This is a genomic window from Halobaculum sp. D14 (genome assembly GCF_051195135.1).
Classification (GTDB): domain Archaea; phylum Halobacteriota; class Halobacteria; order Halobacteriales; family Haloferacaceae; genus JBNTKA01.
Window position 1 is genome coordinate 794218 of the sequence record NZ_JBNTKA010000001.1, and the last position, 23499, is coordinate 817716.

The following is a 23499-nucleotide window of genomic DNA, read 5'->3' on the forward strand; positions in this document are numbered from 1 at the left end:
GATAATGCCGCACAGACGGCCCTCCAGCAACCATGTCCGAATCACGCTCCCCAGACTGGCTCCCCGTATCGTCCGGCAGCTACGGCGTCGCCGCCGCGCTCGCGGTGGCGGCGTGGGTGCTGCTCGAAGTCGCGTTCAGACACGGCGTCGCCGCCGTCCTCGCCGACCCGCTCGGCACCGCCCTCGGCGCGGACATGGCGGCGACGCTGCTGTTCCTCCCGGTCGCCGCGTTCGTCGTCACCGAACTCGGCGCGGCCGCGGGCGTCGGCCGCGCCGACTGGGACTACGACGTGTCGCTGCGCCCGCTCGTCGCCGGCGTCGGCGGCACCGTCCTGTTCTTCGCGCTGTACCTCGCCGCGCTCGCCGGGCTGGTCGCGGCGCTCGGCGCACCTCAGTCGGCCGGACTCGGCGGCGGCGGTGCCGGCGGAACCGGGGCGCCGACGTGGGCGCTCGCGCTGTTCGTGGCCGTGAACGGCGTCGCCGTCCCGGTCGCAGAGGAACTGGCGTGGCGCGGCGTCGTCCAGACGGCGCTGACCGAACGCCTCGGCGTCGCCGCCGCGGTTGCCGTCACCGCGGTCGCGTTCGTGCTCAAGCACCTCGTCGTCGACGCGCCGGTGCTGCTCGGCGCCTCCGCGCTCGTCGTCGGGACGCGGCTGGCGTCGCTGGTGCTGCTGTCGGCCGTGCTCTGTCTGCTCCGCGCGAGATACGGCACCGCGAGCAGCACCGTCGCGCACGTCTGCATGAACGTCCCGGCGTCGCTCGCCGCCCTGCTGGCGTAGGTCACCGCGACAGCCGACCGCTCCCGACGGACGCCAGCGCCAGCGCCCCCGCGAGGACGACGACGCTGGCCGCGGCCTCGGGAAGCACCGACGCTCGCTCGTTCGCCAGCCCGACCAGGAGCAGCACCCCGGCGGCCGCGGCGGCAGCGGGGTGCGCCGCGAGTTCCCCGCCGAACAGCCGCGCCGACCAGTACAGCATCGTGACCTGTGACGCCAGGACGTCGCCGAGCGGACGGTTCTCGTCGGGGTTCTCCGCCGGTTCGGCGTCGGCGAGCGCCGCGGCGTCGACCGCGACGACGTCGCCGGTGTGGACGCGTCGGCCCTCACCGTCCGCGACCCGGAGCAGCGCGGCTGTCTCCGCCTCCTCGTCGACGCCGACGACGCGGTAGGTGCCGTCGGGGTGGTCCTCGTCGGTCAGCCGGACGTGGTCGTACACGGCAGGCGCGGTCATCACCGCCGACGTCGCACGCGACCGGCGTAAATCCGGAGGGCGGCGCTCGCGGTGTTCACGCTGGTCCCGCCTCGCGGTCGGCGGCCGCGCGCGGCGAGACGGACTCTTTTTGCGGTCGGCGGGCGCGCCATCCAGTATGAGCGACGACGACCGCACCGGCGACGACTCGGTTTCGGCGCTGTTCGACCCGGCGCGCTGGGAGCCGGTGGACGGCAGCGACGCGTTCGACGACGTCACGTACCACCGCGCGGTCGACTCCGCGACGGTCCGCATCGCGTTCGACCGGCCGGCCGTCCGGAACGCGTTCCGGCCCGGCACCGTCGACGAACTGTACGCCGCCCTGGAGGACGCGCGGAAGCAGGCGGACGTCGGCTGCGTGCTGCTCACCGGGAACGGGCCGTCGCCGAAGGACGGCGGCTGGGCGTTCTGCGCCGGCGGCGACCAGTCGGTGCGCGGCGAATCCGGCTACGAGTACCGCGGCGGCGACGAGGCCGACGAGAGCGAGGACGAACTCGTCCGGCAGGCGAAGGCCGGCAGGCTCCACGTCCTGGAGGTACAGCGACTCATCCGGTTCATGCCGAAGCCGGTCGTCGCGGTCGTCCCCGGCTGGGCGGTCGGCGGCGGGCACTCGCTGCACGTCGTCTGCGACCTGACGCTGGCGAGCGACGAGCACGCCAAGTTCCTGCAGACCGACCCGGACGTCGCGAGCTTCGACGGCGGCTTCGGCTCCGCCTACCTCGCCAAGCAGGTCGGCCAGAAGAAGGCGCGGGAGGTGTTCTTCCGCGGGAAGACCTACTCCGCCGAGGAGGCGGTCGACATGGGGATGGCGAACGAGGCGGTGCCGCACGACGACCTGGAGGACGTGGCGCTGGAGTGGGCCGACGAGATGACCGCGAAGTCGCCGACGGCGATGCGGATGCTGAAGTACGCGTTCAACATGACCGACGACGGCATGGTCGGCCAGCAGCTGTTCGCCGGCGAAGCAACCCGGCTCGCCTACATGACGCCGGAGGCCCGCGAGGGCCGCGACGCCTTCCTCGACGGCCGCGACCCGGACTTCTCCGACTACCCCTGGCACTACTGACGCGGCGCCGCAGGGCTCCGGGGGCCGTCAGCGACGCGCCGGACCGGAAGACACTTTTCGCCGTCCGCCTCCCTCCCGACATGAACCTCTCCGGGAAGTCCGTGCTGGTGACCGGGGGCGCGGGCCTCATCGGGTCGCACCTCGCGTCGTCGCTCGCGGCGGACAACGACGTCCGGGTCGCCGACGACTGCTCGAAGGGCGACCCGGGTCGGCTGCCCGACGACGTCGAGTTCGTCGAGGCGGACATGACCGACGAGGGCGACGTGGCGGCGGCGGTCACGGGCGACCTCGACGTCGTGTTCCACCTCGCGGCGTACACCGACACGAACTTCGACGACGACCGGCGGCTGTTCGAGGAGAACTCGGAGATGACGTACAACGTCCTCGAACGGATGGACGAGGTCGGCGTCACGAACGTCGCGTTCACGTCGTCGTCGACGGTGTACGGCGAGGCGCCGCGGCCGACGCCGGAGGACTACGCACCGCTGGAGCCCATCAGCATCTACGGCTCGTCGAAGCTCGCGGACGAGGCGCTGCTTTCGACGTACGCGCACAGCTACGGGTTCACGGCGTGGGTGTTCCGGTTCGCGAACATCGTCGGGCCGTACCAGCGCGGGAACGTCGTCCCGGACTTCATCCAGAAGCTGCAGGCGGACCCGGAGACGCTCGAAATCCTCGGGAACGGCCGGCAGGAGAAGTCGTATCTGCACGTGACCGACTGCGTCGACGCCATCCGCCACGTCGTCGAACACGCGGAGCGCGACCTGAACACGTACAACCTCGGGTCGCGGACGACGACGTCCGTGAACCGCATCGCCGACATCGTCGCCGACGAGATGGGGCTGGACCCGACGTACGAGTACACCGGCGGCGACCGCGGGTGGACCGGCGACGTCCCGAAGATGCGGCTCTCCGTCGAGAAGCTCTCCGCGCTCGGCTGGGAGCCGCCGGCGTCGAGCGACGACGCGATTCGCCGCGGCGTCCGCGACCTCCTCGACGAACTCGCCTGACGCCGCCGATGCGGCCGCCGGCGACGTGCGTCGGACGGCCGTCGTCTCCGCGTCTCGCGCGCGTCGGCCTCAGCCGAAGATTCACATAGGAACGAACGCCTAGCCCCGCGTCAACATGGGGATCGTCGAAGCGGTCGCCAAGGCGGTGGTCGGCGGCGAGTCGGGGGTGGCGGAGGACACCTTCCGGTACCGCTGTGTCGACTGCGACACGGAGTTCGAGCGCCCGAAGACCCGGATGGTCCGGGTCCGGTGCCCGGAGTGCGGCTCGATGAACCTCCGGGACGCGGCGGGGTGACGGCGCCGCCGCGCTCGGCCCGGTTCGCCCCGCATAGACACGCCTTTAGCGGACGGGGCGCTACGGAGGGACGTGCAAATCGTCGGGTACGAGACGCCGGACGGCGCGCTGTACGTCACCGACAGCGACGCCGCCCCCGACGCGGCGGACTCCGCAGACGGCGACGCTAGCGGCGGTGACGCGGCGGGCGCCGACGACGCGGACGGCTCCGCTTCGGTCGGCGTCGACCGCGTCGCGCTGGAGCCGGGCGACAGCCTCGACTGGACGCTCGGCGACCGGCACTGCGCCGGCACGATACACGACGGTAGCCACGTCGGCTGTGACGCCGCCGCGGCGCCGTACTGCCGCGACCACCGGTCGACGTGGGTGTGCGCGCGCTGCACCGGGACGTGCCTGAAAGACGAGATGGACTGCTTCGACGACCACGCCGTCTACCTCGCCGCGTTCGCCCCGGACACCGTGAAGGTCGGCGTGACGAAGGAGTGGCGGCTTGACACGCGGCTCCGCGAGCAGGGCGCCGACCGCGCCGCGCACGTCCGGACCGTCGAGAACGGCCGCGTAGCCCGCGAAATCGAGGCCGGCATCGCCGAACACATCCCGGACCGGGTGCGCGTCCCGACGAAGATAGACGGGCTCGCCGCCGCGGTCGACGACGACGCCTGGGACGCCGTCCTCGCCGACTACGACCCCATCGAGACGTTCAGCTTCGACTACGGACTCGGCCTCGACGACCGCCCGGTCGCGGAGACGCTCGCCAGCGGCACCGTCGTCGGCACCAAGGGCCGCATCCTCGTGCTGGAGAACGCGGGCACCGCCTACGCCGTCGACATGCGCGACCTCGTCGGCCACGAAATCCGCGTCGGCGACGACGGAGACGCCGGACGCGACGTCCAGTCGAGCCTCGGCGCGTTCGGCTGACCCGCTGGACGTCGACGCTGCGGCGCTCGCCGCAGCCAGGTGGTCGGCGCCGCGGCGCTGCGCGGCTACGCGCCGGCTCCTCGTTCCTCCGCGGCTCGACGCGCATCGACGGTGAGCAGCGCCGCGGCCGCGACGAGCAGCAGCGTCGGCGCGACGAAGAACCAGCCGACGCTGAACAGTCCGATGAGCGAGACGACGGCGCAGACGGCTCCCGGAGGGGCCGCGTCGGCTCAGTTCCAGTCGGCGTCCGAGAGCGTGCGCTGGACGGCTTCCTCGCCGACGGCCGCGGCGAGCCGCTCGAACCCCTGCCGCTCGGTGCGGTCGGAGGCGTTCGCGACGAGCCGGGAGACGATGAACTCCGGCGTCGACTTCCCGACGGTGCCGAACCGCGGCTGGTAGTCCACCTTCAGTTCGAGGTCGCCGGTCAGCCCCTCCGCGAAGATGCCGTCGACGCGGGCGACGTCCGGCAGCGGCGACAGGTCGTCCGCGAGGTGCGTGACGTACGCGCCGAGCGCGCCGCGGTCCACGGTGAGCTCGACGAGGCCGTTCAGCAGGTCGGCGGCCCGACCGGGCTCCGTGATGGCCTCGAACTCGTCGACGAGCATCAGCGTCCGGCCCTCGCCGGAGAGCGGCGGGACGATGGACTTCAGCGTGGACTCGAGGACGCCGGCGTTGAACGACGCGTGCCGCCGGTGGAAGACGACGGTGTCGAACGTCCCGACTTCGGCCGCGGCGGCCGGCACCGGCAGCCCCATCGACGCGAGCACGACCACCTGACACAGCGTCTCCAGCAGCGTCGTCTTCCCGCCGGAGTTCGCGCCGGTCAGCACCGCGACGCGGTCGCCGCTCGGCGCCTCGACGTCCAGGCCGTGGTCGCCGACGGCGTACGTCACCGGCTGGACGTCGTCGCCGAGGAACAGGTTCCGGGCGCCCTCGACGGCGACGCCGTCCTCCGCGTGGCCGGGTCGCGTCAGGCCGTACTCGGCGGCGAACCGACCGAGCGACAGCTCGAAGGCGATGTCGCTGACCGCGAGCACCGCCGCGTCGACGTCGTCGCCGGCGGCCTCCACGTCCGCCTCCAGCTCCTCGCGCACCTCGGCTTCGCGCGCCGCGACCTCGTCGGCGAGCGAGTCCGCGAGGCCGCGCAGCGTCGCCGACACGAAGTCCGCGGTGTCGACGGCGTCCGACGGCGCCGCGGACTCGACGCGGCCGCGCGTCAGGTCTGTCTCGCTGGCGACGTACTCGACGACCGCCGACTGGAACGCGTCGGCGTCGCGGACGCCGCGCTCGCGGACCGTCTCGATGACGTCGAACGCGGAGTCCGCGAGGCTCTGGGCGGCGTCGCGGTTCTCCCGCAGCCGGTCGAGCGTCTCGTCGGCGCCGGCGGCGACGTCGCCGTCGGCGTCGAGGTACTCGAGCGCGGCCTCCGCGTCCCGCAGCGCCGCGTCGTCCACGTCGTCGAGCGCCGCGAACGTCCCGCCGGTCAGCCCGGCGTCCCGAAGCGCCAGCGCGCACGACACCGCCGCCCGGTCCGTGCCGCCCGCCTCGTCGTAGGCGTCGAACGCCGCGAGCACGTCCTCGCGCGCGGACTCGTCCAGCCCCGCCCAGGCGTCGCGCGCCTGCAGCACGTCGTCGAGCCGCGACTCGCGGTCGTCGGGGTTCGTCAGCGGCGTGAGCACCCGGACGCGGTCCGAGGCGTGCTCCGTGACGGCGTACTCGCTCGCGAGCGTCAACAGCCGGTCGTACACGTCCCGGGCGTCGCCGGTCCCGAACAGGTCCATCCCGGCCGCGCCGTTCGCCCGGCGGAGCACCCGGACGGCGCGGCCGCGCGGCACCCCGGCGTCCGCGAGCGCCCGGACGTCGGCGGACTCGATGGCCGCGACGGCCGCCGCCTCCCCGACCGCCTCGCGGAGCGTCTCGGCGGTCTTCGGGCCGACGCCCCAGTAGTCCTCCAGTCGCATACCCGCCCCTGTGGCGCCGACCCCTTAGTCGCTACCGATGCATCGGCGACCTGACGTTCAGACGCTGCCGCCGCGACCGTCGCTGTCGGTGTCGCTACCGCTGTCGCCGTCTCAGTCGCCGTCGAGGGCGCCGTCGAGGGCGCCGTTCAGGACTTTCGCGGCGACCAGAACCGGGTCCCAGACCGGCGAGAACGGCGGCGCGTACGCGAGGTCGAGCCGTTCGACCTCGCCGACGGTCATCCCGGCTTCGAGCGCCGTCGAGACGGTGTCGATGCGGATGGCGGCGCGGTCCTCGCCGGCGATGGCGCCGCCGAGCAGCCGGCCGGTGTCGCGATCGGCCGTCAGCGTCACGGTGGTGTCGTCGCCGCCGGGGTAGTAGCCCGACCGGGAGCCGGCGGTGACGGTTTCGCTCACCGGGTCGAAGCCGGCGTCGCGCGCCTCGTCGTGGTCGACGACGCCGGCGCGGCCGCACTCCACGTCGAACGCCTTGACGACCGCGGTGCCGACGACGTCGCCGACCGGGGTCGGGTCGCCGGCGACGGTCGCGCCGACGGCGCGGCCCGCCCGGTTCGCGGTGAGGCCGAGCGGCACCCACGTCGACTCGCCGGTGACGGCGTGGCGCGCCTCGGCGCAGTCCCCGGCGGCGTACACCGACGGCGCGGACGTCCGGCCGTAGTCGTCGACGGCGACGGCGCCGCCCGCCCCGAGGTCGACGCCGGCGTCCGCCGCGAGGCCGCTGTTCGGCTCGACGCCGACGCCGACGACCGCGAGTTCGACCGGGAGCGCCCCGCCGCCGTGGCTGACCGCCGACAGCGCCCCGTCGTCGCCGCTGAGCCGTTCGACCGGCGTGCCGAGGTGGAGCGTGACGCCCTGCTCGCGGAGGTGGGTCTCGACGCGGTCGGCGACGGCGTCGCCGAACGCCGGCAGGACGTGCGGGCCGCGCTGGAACAGGTGGACGTCGACGCCGTGGGCGGCGAGCGCCTCCGCGGTTTCGACGCCGACGTAGCCGCCGCCGACCACCGCGGCGCGCTCGGGCGGGTCGCGGTCGGCGTATCGCCGGACGAGCGACGCGTCCGTGTAGTCGTTCCCGACGGTCTCCGGGTCGACGGCGCCGGGCGGTTCGAGGAACGCGCGGAGCGCGGCCGCGGCGTCCATGTGGTGCAGCGTGAACGCGCCGTCGAGGTCCGCCCCCGGAATCGGCGCGGTCGCGCGGGCGCCGGTGCCGAACAGCAGGTCGCCGTACGGCTGGTCGAACTCGCCGTTCGGCCCGCGGACCGTCACGGTCCGCGCCGCGGTGTCGACGCCGACGACCTCGCGTTCGCGCCGCAGGTCGATGCCGCGGTCGCGGATTTCGGTCGGCGTCAGCGACGTGAGCCGGAGCAGGTCGTCGACGTCGCCTTTCACGTAGTATGGCATGCCGCAGTGGGAGTACGACACCCAGCGGCCGCGCTCGAACACGACGACGTCGCGGTCTGCGTCGGTCTCGCGGACGAACTTCGAGGCCGCCGAGAGGCCGGCGGCGTCGCCGCCGATGACGACGAACGGGTCGGTCATGCGTTCCCCGTCGGCGGCCGGCATAATAAGCCCCCGCCAGCCCTGAATGAACGGTCGTTCAATTCCGGTACCGATTTACCGGCGGAGGAACCTCGGACATCTGAGCTTCATGCCCCGCACTGCAACCCACGTCCTTCTCGCGTCGCTGGTGCTGCTCGCCGGCGTCGCGGCCCCCGTCGCCGCCGACGGCTTCGTCGTCGTCACGGTCGACAAACCGAACGAGGAACCGGTCCCCGAAGAGCCGTTCACCCTCAACGTCACCGTCTCGAACGCGGAGGGAAGCGCGAACGCCTACACCGTCACCGACCTCGAAATCCTGGAGGGGCGGAACAGCTCCTCCGAAGAGGTGGAGACGAAAGACGTCTCCGAGCGCGTCGCGCCCGGCAACACCGCGGAGCTCTCCATCGAGCCGACGCTGAACGAAACCGGGACGCACCGACTGTACGCACATATCACGCTGCTGGAAGCGGACGGCGACCGACGACGAATCGTCGAACCGGTGTCCGTCACGGTGTACCGGCCGAGCCCGCAGCTCGAACTGTCAGTCGAGGAGGCCGTCGCGGGCGCCGAACGCTCCGTGAACGTCACCGTCGCGAACGGCCTCGACGTCCAGCTCAGCCAGCTCGACCTCACCGTGTCGACGCAGGCGTCGAACGTCACCTTCGGCGCGACGAACCGCGTCCGGGCGGTGCTCGCCGCCGAGAGCGCCGCGACGTTCTCGTTCCCGGCGAAAGCGGTCGCCACCGGCCGCTACCCGGTGACCGTGACGCTCCGGTACTCCGAGAGCGGGAACCGCCGCACCGTCACCGAGACGTTCAACGGCGACTTCACGGCGCCGCAGAACCCCGGCCGCATCCGGCTCACCGGCGTCAACGTCGTCCGGAACGGCGACGTCCTCGCCATCTCCGGCAGCGCCGCGAACCTCGGCGGCGACCAGGTGAGCAGCGTCGTCGTCAGCGTCCAGAACGCCGACGGCGTCACCGCCGCCCAGCCGCAGCCGGACTACTTCGTCGGCACCGTCGACGGCAGCGACTTCGTCTCGTTCGACCTGAACGCGAAGCTCACCGGCGACCGGACGACGGTCCCGATTCGCGTCGAGTACGTCGTCGACGGCGTCCAGCAGTCGTACACGACGGAGATACAGGTCGGTCAGGAGGCGCTCGCGACCCCCGAGCCCGCGGACTCCGGCGGCTCGTTCCCGACGCTGCCGGCGCTCGTCGGCCTCGCGGTCGTCGCGCTCGCCGCGGTGGTGCTCTGGCTCCGCCGATGACACCCGACAGCGGCTCGGCCACCGGTTCGACCGGTAGTTCCGACGGCGACTCGGCCGGCGGAACCGACGGCGGCTCGGCCGGCGACGTCGACCCGGTCATCGCCGGCGACGACGTCGTCAAGGAGTACGAGACCGGCGGCGAAACCGTCCGGGCGCTCCGCGGCATCGACTTCCGCGTCGACCCCGGCGAGTTCGTCGCCATCGTCGGCCCGTCCGGCTCCGGGAAGTCGACGCTGCTCAACATCCTCGGGCTGCTCGACGTGCCGAGCGATGGCGTCGTCACGCTCCACGGCACCGACGTCGAGACGTTCACCGACCGCGAGCGCACCCGGCGCCGGAAGGAGGTCATCGGCTTCGTGTTCCAGAGCTTCTACCTGATTCCGACGCTGACCGCGCTGGAGAACGTCGAGATTCCGCGGCTGCTCGACCGGACGCCGAAGCAGACCCGCGAGACCGCCCGCGACCTGCTCGAACGGGTCGGGCTCGGCGAGCGCGTCAGCCACTACCCGGACGAGCTCTCCGGCGGCCAGAAGCAGCGGGTCGCCATCGCGCGGTCGCTCGTGAACGAGCCGGAGCTGCTGCTCGCAGACGAGCCGACCGGGAACCTCGACCGCGACACCGGCGACCAGATCCTCGAGGAGTTCGAGCGTATCACCGACGAGGGCGTCGCCGTCGTCACCGTCACGCACGACGACTACGTCGCGGAGTTCGCCGACCGCGTCGTCAACCTCATCGACGGCACCGTCCGCGAGGACGGCGAGGTGGTGACCGGATGAAGCTCCGAGAGCGGCTCTGGGGGAAGTTCCCGCGGCTGCTCATCGCGCGCCGGAACCTCACGCGCGCCCGGACGCGGTCGGCGCTCGCCATCGCCGCCATCGTCATCGGCGTCGTCGCCATCGGCGCCATCGGTGCCGGCGGCGTCGCGTTCAAGCAGTCGCAGCTGCAGACCATCGGCACCATCGGCTCCGACCTCCAGGTGTACCCCGGAGAGGACAAAGAGCCGGCGGTCATCACGGAGGCCGACGTCGCCACCATCGACCGCGTCACCGGCACAGCGGAGATAATCCCGCTGCAGCAGGGGAGCGGCCAGGTGGTCCAGCGCGGCGAGACGTCCGGAAGCGTGACGCTGTACGGCGTCAGCAACCCGAAGCGGCTGTACACGGTCGCCGAAGGCAACGTCCCCGGGAACTGGCGGAACGGCGCGCTCGTCGGGCAGACGCTCGCCGACCAGTACGACCTCGAACCCGGAAACAAGGTGACGGTGCGGCGCACCGTCACGCGGAACGGCGAGACGCGGACCATCGACGAGACGTACCGCGTCGCCGCCGTCCTCGAAGACGAGGGGCAGGCGTCGGTCGCCCGCCCGAACCAGGCCATCGTGCTGCCGCCCGGCGTGTTCGCCGACGACATCTACATGCAGGTCGTCGTCCGCACCGACGACGTCCGCGAGGCGAACGCGACCGCAGAACGCATCCGGGAGGCGTTCAACGGCCGCCGCGAACGAATCGCCGTGTTCGAGCGCGGCCAGGTCGCCCAGCAGATCGACGAGGCGTTCCGGCTCATCAACCTCTTCCTCGTCGGCATCGGCGCCATCTCGCTCGTCGTCGCCGGCGTCTCCATCGCGAACGTGATGCTGATGTCCGCCATCGAGCGCCGCGAGGAGATCGGGGTGCTGCGCGCCGTCGGCTACGAGAAACTCGACATCCTCCGCGTCATGCTCGCGGAGGCGGCGCTGCTCGGCATCATCGGGTCGGCGCTCGGCGCGGCGCTCGCGTTCGCCGCCGTGCTGCTCATCAACGACGTGCTGCTCGGCGACCCGCTCGCCGCGGCCGCCGGCGGCGTCCCGTACATCGTCGGCGGCGTCGTCTTCGGCGTCCTCGCGAGCATCGTCGCCGGCATCTACCCGGCGTGGAAAGCCGCGAACGAACGGCCGGTGGAGGCGCTCCGCGGCTGACGCCGACACCGACGTCGGCCAGTCAACGGCGTCGATGCCGGCGCCGATGTCGATGTCGACGCCGACGCGGCGGTCGCTCGTCGCCGCGCGGTTTTCGGTCGCCGATTTCAGTTCCACCCCTCGCCTCGTGTCCGGGTCGTCGCGGACGCGACCCGGGAGTCGAGCGTCGACACTGCCGGACGAAGAGCCGGTCGGCGCCGCGTCGCCGGTCCGGTTCTCGGCGGTTCAGTAGCCGTCGGGTGCGGGCTGTCCGCTGCCGCCGCCGCGTTCGCGGTAGCCGCGGAGGAGTTCTTCGAGAATCATGCCGGGGCGGTCGGTCGGGTCGTAGTTCTCGTCGATGAACTGCTCGGCCTCCGCGAAGTCGTTCCGGAGGCCGTACTGCCGCACCGTGATGACGGCGCTCAGGAAGTCACGGCCGCCGTCGGCGCCGATGAGCACCGGCTCCTCGTCGAGGTCGAGTTCCTCGCGGAGGTCAGCGTAGTTGAACGTCTCCGGCTCCCAGTCGTCGTCGACGAGCGCCAGGACGTACTCCGCGGAGAACCGGTAGAACTCGGACTTGCTCTCGAAGACGCCGTCGTCGACGAGCCGGTCGATCTCCTCGACCACCGCGTCCGGGTAGCGAACCGTGTCCTTTGCCATGAGATGTGCTCCTTCGGTGAAGATTCCGCTCGAAGGATATCAAGTCTTCGGGGTCGGTGAAAGTGCCGGGACGACGCGCCCGTCGGCGGCCCGTCGGCGACGCGCTCGCCGGAACCGGGCGGTTCACGTGCGGCGTCCCCGAAGCCGTCGGCGTGAAGCGTCCGTCGCTCGACGCCGTCCGCGGCTTCGACCGCGCCGTCTACGTCGTCGCGGTCGGCCAACTCATCAACGTCTTCGGCTCCGGGCTGGTCTACCCGTTCGCGACTGTCCACTTCCACCTCCAGGTCGGCATCGCGCTCGCCGTCGTCGGCCTCGGCCTCGGCGCGCGCAGCGTCACCACCGCCGCCGGCACCGCCGTCGGCGGCTACCTCGCCGACAGCGTCGGCCGCAAGCCCGTGATGGTGTCGTCGATGGCGCTGTCCGCCGTCGCGCTCGCGTCGTTCGCGTTCGTCCCCGCGCTCGCCGCCGCGGTGCCGCCGGGGGTCGCTGCCGCCGCCGGCGTCTCCCGCGTCGGCGTCGCGTTCGTCGGCGTCTGCGTCGCCTCCGGCTTCGTCGCCGGCCTGTACACCCCGGCGTCGTCCGCGATGACCGCCGACCTCACCGACGCGGAGGCGCGCGACCGCGGCTACGCCCTCCTCAAGTTCACGAACAACGTCGGCTTCGGCGCCGGGTTCGTCGCCGGCGGCGTCCTCTACTCGCTCGCCAGCGTCTCCGTGTTCCTGCTCGACGGCGCCACCTCCGCCGTCGTCGCCGTCGTCCTGCTGCTGTACGTCCCACGCAGCGACGTCGGCGGCGACGAGGAGGCTGACGCCGACGTCGACTCGTCGGCCGAGTCCGGGGCGTCGCTGGCGCGGTGGTGGGCGGCCGCGACCCAGCCGCGGGTGCTCGCGCTCGCCGCCATCAACCTCGGCATCGCCGTCATGTACGCGCAGATGCAGACGACGGTCCCCATCGTGGCGAAGGAGGGGCTCGGGCTGACCGCGGCGCAGCTCGGGACGCTGTACGTGCTGAATCCGCTCACCATCGTGCTGCTCCAGATTCCGCTCGTCGACGCCGTCGCCGTGTGGCGCCGCACCCGCGGGCTCGCGCTCTCCGCCGCCTTCTGGGCCGTCTCGATGGTGGTCGCGTGGGCGGCCGACGTCGGCGTCGGCCCCGTCGCGGTCGGCGTCGCGCTCGTCGGCGGCCACCTCGTGTTCCGCACCGTCGGCGAAATCCTGCACTCGCCGCTCGCCTCATCGCTGATGTCGTCGCTCGGCACCGACGCGGAACGCGGCACCCAGTTGTCGGTGCTGGAGATGGCCAAGCGCGTCGGCATCGGCCTCGGCTCGTTCTTCGGCGGCCTCTTTTTCGACTACGGCCTCTCGACGGCCTGGTGGGGCGTCCTCGTCGTGGTGTGTCTCGGCGTCGCCGCGGCGCTGCTGCTGTTCGAGCGGTCGGTGACGCCGCGGGAAAACGGGGCGTTCGGCGACGCGACGGAGTCGTGACGACCCGGCGGCGGAGCGGGCCGGGACGGCGGAGCGAGCCGGATCGGGACGGGCCGGGGCGCGGCGCTACTGGGTGCCGTTTCGGCCGCCGTCCGCGACGGCCGCTCGGTCCGCACCTGGGTCCGCGTCGGCGGTGATGCGGTCGCCGTCGACGTCGCCGCCGCTGCCGGTTTCGAACCGGGAGAGCTGCCCGGAGAGCGCCGTCGAGAGGTCGGCGAGCCCCTCGGCGCGGTCGGAAATCTGGGCGGTCGACGCCGCCGCCTCCTCGGCGGCCGCGGCGACGCCGTCGGCGGTGTCCGCGGCGGCCTCGCCGGACTCGGCGGCCTGCTTGACCATCGCGACGACCTCCTCGGTCGAGGCGGCCTGCGAGTCGGTCGCGTGGTTTATCTCCTGGACGCCGTCGTCGGCGGCGTCGATGCGGTCGCCGACGGTTTCGAGCGCGCCGAGCGCCTCGTCGACGGTGTCGCGGCCCTCCCGGACCTGCTCGCCGGTCTCGCGCATGTTCTCGGCGGTCCGGTCCGTGGCGGTCTGGATGTCGGTGACGAGCCCCTCGATGTCGCCGGCGGCGACCGACGCCTCGCCGGCGAGCGCCTTGATTTCGTCCGCGACGACCGCGAACCCGTCGCCGGAGGCGTCCGCCCGCGCCGCCTCGATGGAGGCGTTCAGCGCGAGCAGGTTCGTCTCGCCGGCGATGCCGGAGATGACGTCGACGATTTCGCCGACCTCGGCGACCTCTCGTTCGAGCTGTTCGACCTGCTCGACGGCGCGGGTCGCGCGCTGCTCGACGGCGTCCATCTCCGCGAGCGCCGCCTCCGCGTAGCCGCTGCCTTCCTCGCCGGACTCGGCGGCCTGACTGGAGACGGCCGCCACCTCCTCGGCGGACGACGCGACCTCCTCGACGGTCGCGGACAGCTGACTCATCTCGTTTGCGGCCTCCCGGAGCCGGTCGCCCTGCCTGACGGTTTCGGCGGACACCGACTCGACGTCGTCGCTGACGCCTTCGCTCACCGTCCGAATCTGCTCGGCGCCGGCGACGACCTCCTCCGAGGCGTCCGAGACGCGCGCGGCGGCGGTCTCCGCGTCGAGGACGAGCGCCTCGATGTCGTCGAGCATCTCGTTGAACGACCGCGCGATGTCCGAGAGCGCCTCGCTCTCACCGCCGTCGTCGAGCCGGACCGTCAGGTCGCCGTCGGCGGCGGCCTGCATCGACGACCCGAACGCCGCCGCCTTCGACTCGATGGCGTCGTTCAGCGACGCGGTCCGCGCCTGCGCCCGCTCGGCCTCGGTGCGCGCCGCCTCGGCGTCGCTGGTCGCGGCGCGGGCGCGGGCGGCCTCCCGCTCCGCGTCGGCGCGGGCGGCCTTCGAGTCGTCGACGACCGACAGCGTCCCGGAACTTCCGACCGCGAACGCCGCGACGGTCGCCGTGAGCAGCGACACGCTCACCGTGTCCAGGACGGCGCCGCCGAACCCGGCGTGTTCGGCGAGCACGACGCCGGTCCAGGCGGCGCCGAGGCCGGCGGCGAGCAGGTAGTTCGCCCAGAACCCCGACTCCACCTCGGCGTCGCGGTAGTTCAGCGCGGCGTAGCCGCCGGCGACGACGAACCCGACGAAGCCGACGAGGTCGAACGCGACCGAGAGGTCAACCATTCACGCCACCTCCTCGGCGTCGACGCCGCCCGCGACGCCGGCGCCGTCACCGGCTGCTGCGTCGTCGCCGACCGACTGTTCGTCTCCGCGCAGAATGTGTCCGCGTCGGCGGTAGGCGGCGTACGCGAACACGACGCCCGCGCCGGCGACGCCGACGGCGTGTTCGAGTTGTCCGAGCACGTCGCCGAGCACGACGTGTTCGAGGTTCGTGACGACGGCGCCGAAACACAGCAGGACGTAGCCGAGCGTGAACAGCCCCGACCGCTCGGTTCGCTGCGTGACGACCGGCAGCAGCCCCAGTATCGCGACCACCACCAGTACCAGTTCCTTCGCGTCTAACGCCCCGAATTCGAGTGCCATGGCGTCGCGGCGCCGACGACGGATATAACGGAAACGGCTCGCGTATCAACCGTGATTCGCGGAGAGAGCGCCTGAAACGGCGGCTCGCTGTCAGTTCGACTGGCGGTAGATGAGGTTCCGCTGAATCTCGCTGGCGCCCTCGTAGATGACCGGGATGCGGACGTCGCGGTAGACGCGGGCGATGCGGCGGTCCGAGAGGATGGAGCGGCCGCCGTGCAGCTGCATGCCGCGCTCCGCGCAGTCGACGGCGGTTTCGGTGGACTTCAGCTTCGCCATCGCGGCCCACAGCCCGGCGTCGTCGTTGTCGGCGACCTTGTCGGCGGCGCGCCAGTTCAGCGCCCGCGCGGCCTCGAACTCGGTGCGCACGTCGGCGAGATCGTGCTGGACGGACTGGAACTCGGAGACGTTGCGCGCGAACGCCTCGCGGTCGTGGACGAACTCCCACGCCTCCTCGATGGCGGCGGCGGCCAGCCCGAGGCCGTGACCGCCGACGACGACGCGGCCGTGATTGAAGAAGTCCGCGAGCGCGTAGAACCCGCCGCCTTCGGCGCCGACGAGGTTCTCCTCGGGGACGAAGCAGTCCTCGAAGACGATGTGGCCCTGCTTGGAGGCGCGCATCCCCATCTTCTCCGGGATGTGCTCGGCCTCGTACCCCTCGCTGTCGGTCTCGACGATGAACAGCGAGTAGTTCCCGTAGCGGTCCTCGCCGTCGCCGGTCTTCGCGTAGACGGTGAGCCAGTCGGCCTCGACGGCGTTGCCGACCCAGTACTTCTCGCCGGTGAGCTCGTAGCCGCCCTCCACCTTCTCCGCGGCCGTCGTCATCCCGGCGAGGTCGGAGCCGGTCTGCGGCTCGGACACCGCCAGCCCGGAGAGCTGGTCGCCCTCCGCGACCGGCCGGACGTACTGTTCGGCCTGCTCGTCGGTGCCGTACTTGTAGACCAGTTCGTTGCCGAACGACGCCAGCATCAGCGTCAGGCCGATGCCGGCGTCGGCGCGGTAGAACTCCTCGGCCATCGCCAGCATCTCCTGGAGCGTGAAGCCGCTGCCGCCGTACTCCTCCGGGATGTCCTGGGCGACCAGCCCGGCCTCCTGACCGGCCTCCAGCACCTCCCACGGGTACGTCCCCGACCGGAAGTGCTCCTCCGCGACCGGCGCGATGTGCTCGTCGGCGAACTCGCGGGCGCGTCGCTTCACGTCCAGTGCGTGCTCCGGGACGACCGACTCGTCGAGCAGTCCGAGGTCTGCGCTCATACCCCACGGTTCGCTCCGGCGGCCTATAACGCTCGTGAAACCCCTCCCCCCGGGCGAGCCGTTTATCGCGGCGTCACCGCCGAGCCGGTCTCGTCGTCGCGCTAGGCTTCGCCTTATTCGTCGTCACCAGCGTCCGTGTCGACTTCAGCGTCCGTGCCGGCATCGTTGGCCGGGTCGGAATCTGTGCCTGAGTCGGTGTCGGCGCTCGGTTCTGCGTCGCCGTCAGCGTCCGCAGCGGGCTCCGCGTCGTCGTCGCTGAGGCGGTCGCGGAGCGCGGTGCGGTCGACGGTTCCGGAGACGGTCCGCGGCAGTTCGTCGGTGAACCGGACGGTCCGCGGGAGTTTGAAGCCGGCGAGTCGGTCGCGGCAGAACGATTCGAGGTCGGCGGCGGAGAGGTCGGGGTCGTCGCGGACGACGAGCGCGGCGACCCGTTCGCCCCACTCCTCGTCGGGGACGCCGGCGACCGCGGCGTCTCGGACCCCGGCGTGTTCGCGGATGACGGCGGCGACTTCGCCGGGGTCGACGTTCTCGCCGCCGGTGATGATGCGGTCGTCGCGGCGGTTCAACACGTACACGTAGCCGTCGTCGTCGCGGTAGCCGACGTCGCCGGTGCGGAGCGCGCCGCCGACGAAGGCGTCGCCGCCGCGGTCGCCGTAGTACGACGAGGCGACGGCCGGGCCGCTCACGACGAGTTCGCCGGACTCGCCGTCCGGGACCGGGTCGCCGTCGTCGTCGACGACCGAGAGGTCCATCCAGAACAGCGGCCGGCCGACGGTGCCGACGCGGTCGAACGCCTCCTGCGGCCGCGCGGTCGCGATCTGCGACGCCGTCTCCGTCATCCCGTACGTCGGGTGGACCGGGACGGAGTAGTCCCGGCAGCGCTCGACGAGGTCGTCCGGCGCCGGCGCGCCGCCGAGCAGCACGACGCGCAGCGAGTCCGACAGCGTCCCGCGGGCGTCCAGCATCCGCTGGAGCATCGTCGGCACCAGCGAGACGCCGGTGACGTCGTACTCGCGGAGGTCGTCGGCGGCGCCGCCCGGGTCGAACTCGCGGCGGAGCACGACGCTCGTCCCGTACAGCGCCGCGCGGTACAGCGGCATGATGCCGCCGGTGTGGTGCAGCGACAGCGTCGCGAGATACCGGTCGCCGGGCTGCACGCCGAGCCGGAACGCCGACGCGACCGCGGACGCGAGCACGTTCTGCAGCCGCAACACGACGAGCTTCGGGTCGCCGGTCGTCCCGGACGTCGACAGCATCAACAGCGGGTCCGACAGCGACCACGTCGCCGACTCGAACGCCGCCGGCTCCGTCGTCCGGAGGTGTGCGACCTGCTCCCACTGCGGTTCGTCCACCGAAACGACCGGTATCGACGGCCTCGGCGCGTCGCCCGAACCGGCCTCCTCCTGCCCGCCACCTCCGTCGCTCTCGTCCACGCTGCTCTCGTCCGCACCGTTCTCGTCTCGCTCGTCCGCTTCGGCGTTCCCGTTCGGGTCCGCGTCGCGGGCGGCGTCGTCGCCTCGGGCCTCGTCGGCGTCGATGCCGCTCGCGGTCGCTTCGACGGCCGCCCGTTCCGTGTCGGCGTCACACAGCACCGTCGTCACGTCCGCGGCGTCGAGTTTCGGGGCGAGTTCGGCCGCAGTGAGCCGGTCACCGAGCGGGACGAGCCGGACGCCGAGCCGCATCGCCGCGTGGACGAGCGTCACGTACTCCGGGCGGTTGCTCATCACGACGCCGACGTGGTCGCCGGCTTCGACGCCGAGCCCGGCGAACCGGCCGGCCATCTCGTCGGCCGCCGCGTCGAGGTCGGCGTACGTCCACCGCGTGCCGGACCAGGCGGTCACCAGCGCCTCGGCGTCCGGCGTCGTCGCGGCACGGTGTGACAGCCAATCGCGCATACCGGTTCGTCGCGGAGGAGGGTTACTGGTCTTTCGCCTTCGCGTCGCGCCCGGCGTCGACGCCGGCGCCCCGCGGGTCGGCGCCGACACGCACAAAAGAGGGGTGCGGCGTTCAGCCGAGCAGACCGCCGACGAGGCTGGACTCGTCGTCGCCGTCGCTGTCGCCGCCGCGCCCCGACTGCCCGTCGGATTCGTCGTCGAACGAGCCCGAGCCGGTACCGTTGCCCGGCGGCCAGTCGCCGTCGCTGCCGTTACCCGGCGGCCAGTCGCCGTCGCTGCCGTTACCCGGCGGCCAGTCGCCGTCGCTGCCGCGTCCCGGCTTGCCGCCGCCGTTCCCCGATCCGTTTCCGTGGCCGTCGGCGCGGCAGACGCCGCCGCGTCCGTAGCCGCGACCGCCGCTGAGCGGGCTGTCGCTACGGCCGCGTCCGTTCTCGCTGTCGTCGTCTTCGCCGTCGTCGCCGCTGCCGCGTCCGTGGCCGCCGGCCGGACTGAACAGCTGGTAGTCGTCGTCGAAGTTCGACGTGACCGGGATTGTTTCGCGGCCCGCGAGGTTCGACGCCGGGTCGACGACGCGGTCGTCGTTCAGCCGCAGGTCGGAGCAGAGCGCGGCCGCGACGTCGTTGAGGTGGCGGCGCTGCGCCGCGGGGAGCGCGCCGCCGACGAGGATGACCGCGCCGCCGCGTCGGACGAACGACCGGACCCGGTCGAGGTCGTCGTCGGTGAACGGCTCCGCGGGGGCGGTGACCAGCAGCGCCTTGCCGAGCCGGAGAATCCCGGAACCGAGGTCGTTCACCTGCTCCAGCCCGGTGTCGACGCCTTCGAGGTAGCGCATGTAGAACGGGAGGTCCTCGCCGTCGAGGCCGAGCGGGACGCCGGACTGGCCGTGGCCGCCGTCGTTGACGACGGCGCCGGGCCGCATCGACAGCGCGTCGAGCAGGTTCGTGACGAACGCGAAGTTCCCGTAGCCCGACGTGTCCGCCGGGAACCCCTGCGACTGCTCGTAGTCGTCGTCGAGCAGCGGCGTCGCCACCATCGCGACGCGGCTGTCGGCGTCGACGCCGACCAGCGGCAGGTCGTCGTAGCGCACGCTGCCGCCGCGCTGTTCGGCGGACGACTCGGCGTACACCGGGACGCGCTCGTCGTCGATGCGGCCGTCGGCGGTCGCGACCGTCGCGGCCTCCGGAGCGAACAGTTCGTCGACCGGTCCGTTCCGAATCTCGGAGGAGGCCTCCGGGTCCGACTGCGCCCAGACGCCGCGGCCTTCGAACCGGGCTCGAAGCTCCCGCTTCAGAAGGTCGTCGTGGCGGCTCGCCCCCGAGTCGTACACGCGGGCGCGGCCCGCCGAGACGGCGCGGGTCGCGTAGTCGGTGTCGCGGCCGCCGTCGCCGTCGGCGTCGTAGGCGACGTAGCCGAGCAGCCGGCCGTAGTCGCCGCGCAGCGGCTCGTTCGGGTCGAACGTGAGGTCGACCGTCGCGCCGCCGAGCGCCTGCGTCGCGAACGCGGAGCTGGCGGTGCCCTGCTGGCCGAGGTAGTCGTACGACTCGACGCCCTCCCACTCCTCGGCGAGTTCGGCGTCGCGGGCCGCCGGCACCTCCGGCGAGTCGATGCCGACCAGCCGGACCGTGTCCTCGTAGCCCGACGGGAACCGGACGTCGACGGTGTCGCCGTCGGTGACGGAGACGACGTCGACGGTGTACGTCTTCGACGGGTCGATTTCGAAGTCCAGCCCGGGTCGGTCCGCGAAGTAGTCGAAGTCCGGGTCGAACCGGTCGGTCACCGGGACGAACGGGACGCCGGCGTTGTTGGCGTCGTCGACGACCTGGTCGTCGTTGAACCGGAACGGCGCGCCGAGCGCCGCCGCGACCTCGTTCATGTTCGCGGTCGCGTCGTAGTCGCCGTAGTCCGACTGCGTGAACAGCAGGACGCCGCCGTCGAACGACGAGAGCGCGTCCAGTTCCGCCGCCGTGAACGACTCGGAGGCGGACGTGACGACGACGCCGTCCGCGTCCGGCAGGTCAGCGAGCAGGTCGTCGGTGCCGGCGACGTCGTAGCCGTTGCCGTTCGCGTAGTCGATGAACTCCGAGTGCCGCCCGGAGTTGTAGTACTGGCCGTGGCTGTCGTCCCACAGCACGGTGCCGGAGCCGACGACGTCGTCGAGCACCGACAGGACGAACTCCTCGTTGCCGGCGTTGAACTCCGCGTCGTCGGAGACGATCGGGGCGCCGAAGCCGACGACGCCGTCCGCGGCGGCGACGAGCGGAATCGGCCGGTCCGCCGGGTACGACACGGCCGCCTCCGCGCCGCCGTTCCCGTCCGCGTTCGTGTTGCTCGCGGTCGACTCCGCTCGGACCGCGACGTACCCCGCGTCGGCCGCGACGGGGTCGCCGTCGGCGTTCAGCAGGCTCGCCGTCGAGTCGAACACGAGCTGCTCGATGCGTCCCGAATCCGTCGCTGCCCGGACGGGCCGGCCGGCGACGGCGAACGCCCCCGCGCTCGCCCCGACCGCCCCGAGGAAGGTGCGTCGTTGCACGGCCGTCGAACGCGAGCCGACCGGCATAAATCCACGGTGAAGAATATATAAAATATCCTGTTGGGGTGCGTTGGGAAACGTTGACGAAGTGAGTCGGTCGCCGGTCAGTGCTCGACGAACTCCACGAGCACCCCGCCGGTCGATGCCGGGTGGCAGAACGCCACCTCGTGGCCCCACGCGCCCGGCCGCGGCTCCTCGTCGACGAGGTCGACGCCGAGGTCGCGGGCGGTCGAAAGCGCCGCGCGGACGTCGTCGGTCGCGACCGCGACGTGGTGTATCCCCGGGCCGTTCCGTTCGAGGAACCGGGCGATTGCGCCGCCGGAGTCGGGGTCGAGCGGCTCGAGCAACTCGACGTAGACGTCGCCGACCGCGACGAACACGACAGTCATGCCGTCGAACTGCTCCTCGTGGGACACCTCGGCGTCGAACAGGTCGGTGAACAGCGCAGCCAGCCCCGCGGCGTCGTCCGTCGCGACGCCGACGTGGTCGAAGTGCATACCGAGGCGTGACCCGCTCGCCCCATTAATCTACGTCCACCCGGTTCGTCCAGTTCGGACGCCCGGTTCGTCCAGTTCGGGAGTCCGGTTCGTCCAGTTCGGGCGCTCGGTCCATCCGGTCCGTCAGGCCTGCCGGTCTGCTCCCCGGTTTCAGAGCGCGCTGCCGGGCTGATACTCGCCGAACTCCTCGCGGAACACGCCGCAGATTTCGCCGACCGTCGCGTACGCCTTCACGGCGTCGACGATGTACGGCATGACGTTGTCGTCGCCGCGGGCGGCCTCCCGGAGCGCGTCGAGCGCCGAGTCGACCGCTTCGGTGTCGCGGGACTGCCGGAGCTCTTCGAGCCGCTCCACCTGCGCCTGCTCCTCCTCTTCGCTCACGGACTCGAGGTCGACCTGCGGCTCGTCGTCGACCTCGAACTCGTTGACGCCGACGATGACGCGTTCGCCCTCCTCGATTTCGCGCTGCCGCTCGAACGCAGTGTCCTGAATCTGCCGCTGCACCCACTGGCTCTTCACGGCGTCGAGCATCCCGCCGCGCTCGTCGATCTCGTCGAGGATGCCGAACGCCTCCTCCTCGACGCCGTCGGTGAGGCTCTCGACGTAGTAGCTGCCGGCGAGCGGGTCGATGGTGTCCGCGGCGCCCGACTCGTGCGCCAGAATCTGCTGGGTGCGCAGCGCCGTCCGCACCGACTGCTCGGTCGGCAGCGACAGCGCCTCGTCCTTCCCGTTCGTGTGGAGGCTCTGCGTCCCGCCGAGCACCGCAGCGAGCGCCTGATACGCCACGCGGACGACGTTGTTCTCGATCTGCTGGGCGGTCAGCGTCGACCCGGCGGTCTGCGTGTGGAACTTCAGCTGCTTCGATTTCGGGTTCTCGGCGCCGAACCGCTCCTCCATTATCTTCGCCCACATCCGCCGCGCGGCGCGGAACTTCGCGACCTCCTCCAGGATGTTGTTGTGGGCGTTGAAGAAAAAGGAGAGCTGCGGCGCGAACTCGTCGACGTCGAGGCCGGCGTCGATGGCGGCCTGCACGTACTCGATGCCGTTTCCGAGCGTGAACGCGACCTCCTGGGCCGCGGTGGAGCCGGCCTCGCGGATGTGGTAGCCGGAGATGGAGATGGTGTTGAAGTTCGGGACCTCGGCGGTGCAGAACTCGAAGATGTCCGTGATGAGCCGCATCGACTCCTCCGGCGGATAGATGTAGAGGTTCCGCGCGATGTACTCCTTCATGATGTCGTTCTGGATGGTGCCGCGCAGCGCCTCCCGGTCGACGCCCTGCCGGTCGCCGACGGCGACGTACATCGCGAGCAGCACGGACGCCGGCGCGTTGATGGTCATCGACGTCGACACCTCGTCGAGCGGGATGCCGTCGAAGACGCGCTCGAAGTCCTGCAGCGAGTCGATGGCGACCCCCGACTTCCCGACCTCGCCGGCGGCCATCGCGGCGTCCGAGTCGTACCCCATCTGCGTCGGCAGGTCGAACGCCATCGACAGCCCCGACGACCCCTGGTCGATGAGGTAGTTGAACCGCTCGTTCGTCTCCGCGGCGGTCCCCATGCCGGCGTACTGCCGCATCGTCCACAGCCGGCCGCGGTGCATCGTCGGGTAGACGCCGCGCGTGTACGGCTCCTCCCCAGGGAAGCCGACGTCCTCCTCGTAGTCGACGTCGGCGACGTCCTCGGGCGTGTACAGCCGGTCGACGTCCTGCCCGCCGGTGTCGGTGGTGAACTGCTCTTCCCGCTCCCCGAACCGGTCCAGCGTCGGCGAGAGCGTCTCCGCCTCCCACTCCCGTTTCGCCTCGCGGATCTCCGCCAGGTCGTCGGGGTCGAACATGCACGACCGATGACGGCCCGACGGCTTCAAACGTTCGACGCCGCCCGCGGCACGCCGCCGGGTCGCTGTCGCCGGGATTTAAGCCGG

Annotated in this window: 20 protein-coding genes; 9 read left to right on the plus strand and 11 right to left on the minus strand. The window is 72.0% G+C overall.

All coding sequences use genetic code 11. The features are described 5' to 3' along the window. Positions 1-32 precede the first annotated feature (32 nt). Complete coding sequence (locus ACQUST_RS03980) at positions 33-779, plus strand: CPBP family glutamic-type intramembrane protease (RefSeq protein WP_435125198.1); 747 nt, start codon at positions 33-35, stop codon at positions 777-779. Between the two features lies 1 nt (position 780). On the opposite strand, the gene ACQUST_RS03985 is transcribed toward ACQUST_RS03980, so the two are convergent. Continuing rightward, positions 781-1230 (minus strand): hypothetical protein, encoded by a 450-nt coding sequence (locus ACQUST_RS03985; protein ID WP_435125200.1) that lies wholly within the window; start codon positions 1228-1230, stop codon positions 781-783. Positions 1231-1366: 136 nt separating this feature from the next. Here ACQUST_RS03985 and ACQUST_RS03990 point away from each other — a divergent pair, with 136 nt between their 5' ends. The 4 genes from ACQUST_RS03990 (at position 1367) to ACQUST_RS04005 (ending at position 4537) form a co-directional block, all read left to right on the plus strand. Continuing rightward, positions 1367-2314 carry a 1,4-dihydroxy-2-naphthoyl-CoA synthase gene (locus ACQUST_RS03990; RefSeq protein WP_435125203.1) on the plus strand — a complete coding sequence of 316 codons (948 nt, stop codon included), beginning with the start codon at positions 1367-1369 and terminating at the stop codon, positions 2312-2314. An 80-nt stretch (positions 2315-2394) separates the two neighbouring features. Continuing rightward, the gene (locus ACQUST_RS03995; RefSeq protein WP_435125206.1) at positions 2395-3324 is read left to right on the plus strand and encodes an NAD-dependent epimerase/dehydratase family protein; all 930 of its coding nucleotides are present in this window, start codon (positions 2395-2397) and stop codon (positions 3322-3324) included. Between the two features lie 115 nt (positions 3325-3439). After that, on the plus strand, positions 3440-3619 hold the full coding sequence (locus tag ACQUST_RS04000) for an FmdB family zinc ribbon protein (RefSeq protein WP_435125209.1): 180 nt from the start codon (positions 3440-3442) through the stop codon (positions 3617-3619). A gap of 72 nt (positions 3620-3691) precedes the next feature. Then, positions 3692-4537, plus strand: coding sequence for a DUF2797 domain-containing protein (locus ACQUST_RS04005; RefSeq protein ID WP_435125211.1), 846 nt, complete (start codon positions 3692-3694; stop codon positions 4535-4537). Positions 4538-4767: 230 nt separating this feature from the next. Here the strand turns inward: ACQUST_RS04005 and ACQUST_RS04010 are convergent, their stop codons facing one another. Together ACQUST_RS04010 and ACQUST_RS04015 are read right to left on the minus strand one after the other, a co-directional pair. Further along, positions 4768-6498, minus strand: coding sequence for a DNA mismatch repair protein (locus tag ACQUST_RS04010; protein ID WP_435125213.1), 1731 nt, complete (start codon positions 6496-6498; stop codon positions 4768-4770). 111 nt (positions 6499-6609) lie between these two features. After that, positions 6610-8052, minus strand: a complete 1443-nt coding sequence (locus ACQUST_RS04015; RefSeq protein ID WP_435125216.1) for an FAD-dependent oxidoreductase — start codon at positions 8050-8052, stop codon at positions 6610-6612. Between the two features lie 109 nt (positions 8053-8161). Between ACQUST_RS04015 and ACQUST_RS04020 the strand changes: the two genes are divergently transcribed. The 3 genes from ACQUST_RS04020 to ACQUST_RS04030 are packed head-to-tail and all read left to right on the plus strand — an operon-like array spanning position 8162 to position 11276. Next, positions 8162-9322 (plus strand): hypothetical protein, encoded by a 1161-nt coding sequence (locus ACQUST_RS04020; protein ID WP_435125218.1) that lies wholly within the window; start codon positions 8162-8164, stop codon positions 9320-9322. Next, on the plus strand, positions 9319-10098 hold the full coding sequence (locus ACQUST_RS04025; RefSeq protein WP_435125220.1) for an ABC transporter ATP-binding protein: 780 nt from the start codon (positions 9319-9321) through the stop codon (positions 10096-10098). Before ACQUST_RS04020 ends, ACQUST_RS04025 begins: the two co-directional genes overlap by 4 nt. Continuing rightward, positions 10095-11276, plus strand: coding sequence for an ABC transporter permease (locus ACQUST_RS04030; protein ID WP_435125223.1), 1182 nt, complete (start codon positions 10095-10097; stop codon positions 11274-11276). Before ACQUST_RS04025 ends, ACQUST_RS04030 begins: the two co-directional genes overlap by 4 nt. A 225-nt stretch (positions 11277-11501) precedes the next feature. Here the strand turns inward: ACQUST_RS04030 and ACQUST_RS04035 are convergent, their stop codons facing one another. Beyond that, positions 11502-11915 (minus strand): ribbon-helix-helix domain-containing protein, encoded by a 414-nt coding sequence (locus tag ACQUST_RS04035; RefSeq protein ID WP_435125226.1) that lies wholly within the window; start codon positions 11913-11915, stop codon positions 11502-11504. Between the two features lie 62 nt (positions 11916-11977). Here ACQUST_RS04035 and ACQUST_RS04040 point away from each other — a divergent pair, with 62 nt between their 5' ends. Further along, positions 11978-13399, plus strand: coding sequence for an MFS transporter (locus tag ACQUST_RS04040; RefSeq protein WP_435125228.1), 1422 nt, complete (start codon positions 11978-11980; stop codon positions 13397-13399). A gap of 66 nt (positions 13400-13465) precedes the next feature. On the opposite strand, the gene ACQUST_RS04045 is transcribed toward ACQUST_RS04040, so the two are convergent. The 7 genes from ACQUST_RS04045 to ACQUST_RS04075 all read right to left on the minus strand — a co-directional run bounded on the left by ACQUST_RS04045 (position 13466) and on the right by ACQUST_RS04075 (position 23412). Continuing rightward, complete coding sequence (locus ACQUST_RS04045; protein ID WP_435125229.1) at positions 13466-15046, minus strand: methyl-accepting chemotaxis protein; 1581 nt, start codon at positions 15044-15046, stop codon at positions 13466-13468. Beyond that, positions 15047-15406: a hypothetical protein gene (locus ACQUST_RS04050; protein ID WP_435125232.1), complete on the minus strand. Its 360-nt coding sequence runs from the start codon at positions 15404-15406 to the stop codon at positions 15047-15049. It lies immediately after the preceding gene. A gap of 90 nt (positions 15407-15496) precedes the next feature. Further along, positions 15497-16657, minus strand: coding sequence for an acyl-CoA dehydrogenase family protein (locus tag ACQUST_RS04055; RefSeq protein WP_435125235.1), 1161 nt, complete (start codon positions 16655-16657; stop codon positions 15497-15499). 113 nt (positions 16658-16770) lie between these two features. Next, positions 16771-18552: an o-succinylbenzoate--CoA ligase gene (menE, locus tag ACQUST_RS04060; protein ID WP_435125238.1), complete on the minus strand. Its 1782-nt coding sequence runs from the start codon at positions 18550-18552 to the stop codon at positions 16771-16773. Positions 18553-18664: 112 nt separating this feature from the next. Then, positions 18665-21082 (minus strand): thermonuclease family protein, encoded by a 2418-nt coding sequence (locus ACQUST_RS04065; protein WP_435125241.1) that lies wholly within the window; start codon positions 21080-21082, stop codon positions 18665-18667. A 104-nt stretch (positions 21083-21186) separates the two neighbouring features. Beyond that, a complete protein-coding gene (gene mce / locus ACQUST_RS04070; RefSeq protein ID WP_435125243.1) occupies positions 21187-21579 on the minus strand; it encodes a methylmalonyl-CoA epimerase in 393 nt (130 codons plus the stop codon). Positions 21580-21729: 150 nt separating this feature from the next. Beyond that, positions 21730-23412, minus strand: coding sequence for an acyl-CoA mutase large subunit family protein (locus tag ACQUST_RS04075; RefSeq protein ID WP_435125245.1), 1683 nt, complete (start codon positions 23410-23412; stop codon positions 21730-21732). Positions 23413-23499: the final 87 nt, after the last annotated feature.

Bases quoted from the DNA above. Each gene is read 5' to 3' on its own strand.
- ACQUST_RS03990 (WP_435125203.1), top strand. From the start codon at position 1,367: ATGAGCGACGACGACCGCACCGGCGACGACTCGGTTTCGGCGCTGTTC.
- ACQUST_RS04075 (WP_435125245.1), bottom strand. From the start codon at position 23,412: ATGTTCGACCCCGACGACCTGGCGGAGATCCGCGAGGCGAAACGGGAG.
- ACQUST_RS04025 (WP_435125220.1), top strand. From the start codon at position 9,319: ATGACACCCGACAGCGGCTCGGCCACCGGTTCGACCGGTAGTTCCGAC.
- ACQUST_RS04030 (WP_435125223.1), top strand. From the start codon at position 10,095: ATGAAGCTCCGAGAGCGGCTCTGGGGGAAGTTCCCGCGGCTGCTCATC.
- ACQUST_RS04045 (WP_435125229.1), bottom strand. From the start codon at position 15,046: ATGGTTGACCTCTCGGTCGCGTTCGACCTCGTCGGCTTCGTCGGGTTC.
- menE (WP_435125238.1), bottom strand. From the start codon at position 18,552: ATGCGCGATTGGCTGTCACACCGTGCCGCGACGACGCCGGACGCCGAG.
- ACQUST_RS04055 (WP_435125235.1), bottom strand. From the start codon at position 16,657: ATGAGCGCAGACCTCGGACTGCTCGACGAGTCGGTCGTCCCGGAGCAC.
- mce (WP_435125243.1), bottom strand. From the start codon at position 21,579: ATGCACTTCGACCACGTCGGCGTCGCGACGGACGACGCCGCGGGGCTG.
- ACQUST_RS03980 (WP_435125198.1), top strand. From the start codon at position 33: ATGTCCGAATCACGCTCCCCAGACTGGCTCCCCGTATCGTCCGGCAGC.
- ACQUST_RS04010 (WP_435125213.1), bottom strand. From the start codon at position 6,498: ATGCGACTGGAGGACTACTGGGGCGTCGGCCCGAAGACCGCCGAGACG.
- ACQUST_RS04020 (WP_435125218.1), top strand. From the start codon at position 8,162: ATGCCCCGCACTGCAACCCACGTCCTTCTCGCGTCGCTGGTGCTGCTC.
- ACQUST_RS04000 (WP_435125209.1), top strand. From the start codon at position 3,440: ATGGGGATCGTCGAAGCGGTCGCCAAGGCGGTGGTCGGCGGCGAGTCG.
- ACQUST_RS03985 (WP_435125200.1), bottom strand. From the start codon at position 1,230: ATGACCGCGCCTGCCGTGTACGACCACGTCCGGCTGACCGACGAGGAC.
- ACQUST_RS03995 (WP_435125206.1), top strand. From the start codon at position 2,395: ATGAACCTCTCCGGGAAGTCCGTGCTGGTGACCGGGGGCGCGGGCCTC.
- ACQUST_RS04050 (WP_435125232.1), bottom strand. From the start codon at position 15,406: ATGGCACTCGAATTCGGGGCGTTAGACGCGAAGGAACTGGTACTGGTG.
- ACQUST_RS04035 (WP_435125226.1), bottom strand. From the start codon at position 11,915: ATGGCAAAGGACACGGTTCGCTACCCGGACGCGGTGGTCGAGGAGATC.
- ACQUST_RS04015 (WP_435125216.1), bottom strand. From the start codon at position 8,052: ATGACCGACCCGTTCGTCGTCATCGGCGGCGACGCCGCCGGCCTCTCG.